The 3480-nt window shown below is 71.0% G+C and carries 6 protein-coding genes; 2 read left to right on the forward strand and 4 right to left on the reverse strand.

Annotated elements, in window-relative coordinates:
* Together H5J30_RS22610 and H5J30_RS22615 are read left to right on the forward strand one after the other, a co-directional pair.
* Positions 1-439 (forward strand): ThiF family adenylyltransferase (locus tag H5J30_RS22610; protein ID WP_181789219.1); only part of this gene is annotated, 439 nt, incomplete at its 5' end.
* Positions 432-1832: an ABC1 kinase family protein gene (locus H5J30_RS22615; RefSeq protein WP_181789220.1), complete on the forward strand. Its 1401-nt coding sequence runs from the start codon at positions 432-434 to the stop codon at positions 1830-1832. The genes H5J30_RS22610 and H5J30_RS22615, both read left to right, overlap by 8 nt.
* A gap of 30 nt (positions 1833-1862) precedes the next feature.
* On the opposite strand, the gene H5J30_RS22620 is transcribed toward H5J30_RS22615, so the two are convergent.
* The 4 genes from H5J30_RS22620 to H5J30_RS22635 form a co-directional block, all read right to left on the reverse strand.
* Positions 1863-2174 (reverse strand): putative WhiB-interacting protein, encoded by a 312-nt coding sequence (locus tag H5J30_RS22620; RefSeq protein WP_027744322.1) that lies wholly within the window; start codon positions 2172-2174, stop codon positions 1863-1865.
* Positions 2171-2536 carry a WhiB family transcriptional regulator gene (locus H5J30_RS22625; RefSeq protein WP_018835021.1) on the reverse strand — a complete coding sequence of 122 codons (366 nt, stop codon included), beginning with the start codon at positions 2534-2536 and terminating at the stop codon, positions 2171-2173. The genes H5J30_RS22620 and H5J30_RS22625 overlap by 4 nt, the downstream gene beginning before the upstream one ends.
* A gap of 113 nt (positions 2537-2649) precedes the next feature.
* On the reverse strand, positions 2650-2973 hold the full coding sequence (locus tag H5J30_RS22630; RefSeq protein WP_181789221.1) for a hypothetical protein: 324 nt from the start codon (positions 2971-2973) through the stop codon (positions 2650-2652).
* Positions 2974-3143: 170 nt separating this feature from the next.
* On the reverse strand, positions 3144-3480 hold a 337-nt coding region (locus H5J30_RS22635; RefSeq protein ID WP_181789222.1), incomplete at its 5' end, for an HRDC domain-containing protein.

Consider the following 3480-nt stretch of genomic DNA (forward strand, 5'->3'; position numbering starts at 1 on the left):
TGCGTACGCGCCGGATCCGGAGGTCGCCCGGCGGTATCGCGAAGCGGGCATTCCGCACGTGTACGCGGGGGTGCTGGAGGGCACGGGGGTGGTGGGACCGCTCGTGCTGCCGGGTGGTTCGGCCTGTGCGGGCTGCCTCGCCGCGGCCCGGGCGGAGCGGGAGCCGGAGTGGCCGCGGATGCTCGCCCAGTGGCGGGCCGGAGGTGATCGGGAGGGGGTCGCCGCGTGCGATGTGGCGTTGGCGACAATGGTGGCGGGACTGACGGCCGCCCACGCGCTGACTTTTCTCGACGGGCGGCTGCCGGTCTGCACGGGGGCCCGGCTGGAGTTCGCGCTGCCGGGCCTGGCCTGGGAGTTGACGGAGCTCGATCCACACCCGAGGTGCGGGTGCGGTGCGGCGGCAGCCGCTGACCGGGATACGGGAGTGGTCCATGTCTGACCTTCCGCGCAAGGCGATCACGCGTACGGCGAGGCTGGCCTCGCTGCCGGTGGGCTTCGCCGGGCGGGCCACCTGGGGGCTCGGCAAGCGGCTCGGCGGTCGGCCGGCGGAGCTGGTCGCCCGCGAGCTCCAGCAGCGCACCGCCGAGCAGTTGTTCAAGACGCTGGGCGAGTTGAAGGGCGGGGCGATGAAGTTCGGGCAGGCGCTGTCCGTCTTCGAATCCGCGCTGCCGGAGGAGATAGCGGGGCCGTATCGCGCGGCCCTGACCAAGCTGCAGGAGGCGGCGCCGCCGATGCCGGTGCGCACGGTGCACGGCGCGCTGGCGGAGCGGCTGGGCCCCGACTGGCGCGATCTCTTCGTGGAGTTCGAGGACACGCCCGCGGCGGCGGCGTCGATAGGGCAGGTGCACCGGGCGGTGTGGCACGACGGCCGCGAGGTGGCGGTCAAGGTGCAGTACCCGGGCGCGGGCAAGGCGTTGCTGTCGGACCTGGCGCAGTTGGGCCGCTTCGCACGGCTGCTGGGGCCGCTGGTGCCGGGGCTGGACATCAAGCCGCTGATCCAGGAGTTGCGGGACCGGGTCTCGGAGGAGTTGGACTACGGGCTGGAGGCCCGGTCCCAGCGGGCGTACGCGGAGGAGTTCGCGGACGACCCGGATGTGCTGGTGCCGGACGTGGTGCACCAGGCGGACCAGGTGCTGGTCACCGAGTGGCTGGACGGGGTGCCGGTCTCGGAGCTGATAGCGGACGGTTCGCGGGTGGAGCGGGACCGGGTGGGCCAGTTGCTGGCGCGGTTCCTCTTCGCCGGCACGGCGCGCACGGGCCTGCTGCACGCCGACCCGCACCCGGGCAACTTCCGGCTGGTGAAGGAGGGCGAGCCGGAGGAGTGGCGGCTCGGGGTGATGGACTTCGGCACGGTGGACCGGCTGCCGGGCGGGCTGCCCGAGGAGATCGGCATCGCGCTCGGCATGACGCTCGACGGCGAGGCGGACGACGTCTACGAGCTGCTGCGCGAGCAGGGGTTCGTCAAGCCGGACGTGGAGCTGGACCCGGAGGCGGTGATCGACTATCTGCTGCCGATCATCGAGCCGGCGGCGGTGCCGGAGTTCGCCTTCAGCCGGGAGTGGATGCGTACGCAGGCGGCCCGGATCGCCGATCCCCGCAATCCCGCGCACCAGTTGGGCCGGCAGCTCAACCTGCCGCCGTCGTATCTGCTGATACACCGGGTGACGCTGAGCACCATCGGGGTGCTCTGCCAGCTCGGCGCCCAGGTGCGGATGCGGGAGGAGTTGACGGAGTGGCTGCCGGGCTTCGCCGAGTACGCCGAAGGGGGCCGTCCGGAGGACGACCCCCACGAGGGTTCGGCGACTGAGGACCCGGCGGCGGCGACCGCCTGACCGGCGCCGCCCGGTGGCGGCCCGGGGCCGTTACTGCATGACCGCCATGGCCAGCGCGCGCCGGGCGCGCATGTGCGCGCGCTCGGCCCGTCGCTGCATCCGCCGGGCGGCGATGAGGCGCAGGGCCCTGCGTTCCTGTTCCGCGGCCTCCACCCGGTCCCGATACTGGGCCCGGGCGAGGGCTTCTGGCATGAGTTGCATCTGAAGGTTCCTGTTCTGGCGCTCGTCGTAGGCGCCTGCTTCGTGGCGTGCTGCGGGGTCGTCGGTGGACGGGCTCATGGTCGTTTCCTGCTCTGCCGGTGCGTGTGCGCGGGGACGGTCGATCGTGCCGTGGGCGTTCATGCCACGACCGGGTTCTTCCGCGGGCGCCCACGGGGCCGCTTGCGCGGTACGACCACACCCTGGACGAACAGCTCACCGCCCCAGACACCCCAGGGCTCGCGGCGCTCCTTCGCCCCCGCGAGGCACGCCTCACGGACGGGGCAGGTCTGGCAGAGGGACTTGGCGTACTCGACGTCCGCCGGAGTCTCCGCGAAGAACACCTCGGGGTCGTAGCTCCGACAGGGCACGAGGTCGCCGAGCGCGTCGATTCGCTCGTCGAGCTCGGTGAGAGCGGTCAGCGGGGTCAAGGGGACCTCCAGGTCGGTGGTGCCGGGCACGGGGTCGGGCGTGGGCCTGTGCGGGGTGTGCACGGGGAGGGACACGGTTCCGTCCTTGCTCGTCGTCTTGATCAAGTTCTGCGTTGGGCAAATCAAAAGGGCCGCGGATCCCGGTTCGGGTTCCGCGGCCCTGGAAGGTGCCGTCTCGATCGATTTGATCAAGATGGTTCTTTCCAGGGATCAGGCCCGCGGAAGGCCCGCATGTGCTGCGTCGTGGCCGCAATGCCGCCTGCGAAGGCGCCATTGGCCCACTCCTGCTGGAGGTCGGCACCCGCTGCCGCCGCCGCATAGGCCGGAGCCTGCGCCGCTGCTACAAGGAGTGCCTTCGTCGGTCGCTCGTCACGGATGTCGGCACCCAGACCGCCACGGACACCGGACACACCGGTGGCGGGGACCTGGAGCTTGGAGAGGGCGAGCAGGCAGGAGGAGACGACCTCGCGACCGTCGGCAGCACGAGCGTCGAGTTTCGTGATGCTGATCATGGGTTTTCTCCTCCTCTCTGGTCTCGTCGGACCGGCGAGCCGGTCCAAGGTCTCCTAGTACAACACGGAATCACCGGCTCCGTGAAGAGCTGTTCTTCCGTGCCGGAAGGCTATGAGGAGCCTCCCGCCGATCGCAAACCATTTTTCGGGGACTTTTATTCCGGACCCCGTCAGGGCTCCTCCGCGGGCTCGCCGGACGGCTCGCGACCCGCGCACAGATCCAGGACATCGCCGCCATACCGGTCGAGTTTGCGCCTGCCCACACCCGAAATGACCGACAGTTCCTGCTCGTTGGCCGGCATGGCCTCGGCGATGGCGATCAGGGTCTTGTCGGTGAAGACGCAGTACGCGGGCTGCCCCAGCTCCCGTGCCTGGACCGCGCGCCAGTCCCGCAGCCGCTCGTACACCCCCTCGTCCATGTCCGACGGGCAGTCCTCGCAGCGCATCAACTTGATCTCGCCGGCGTCCGTAAGCGTCCGCCCGCAGACCCGGCAGCGCACCGGACCG

The organism is Streptomyces phytophilus (assembly GCF_013870535.1).
In the GTDB taxonomy this organism is placed as follows: domain Bacteria; phylum Actinomycetota; class Actinomycetes; order Streptomycetales; family Streptomycetaceae; genus Streptomyces; species Streptomyces phytophilus.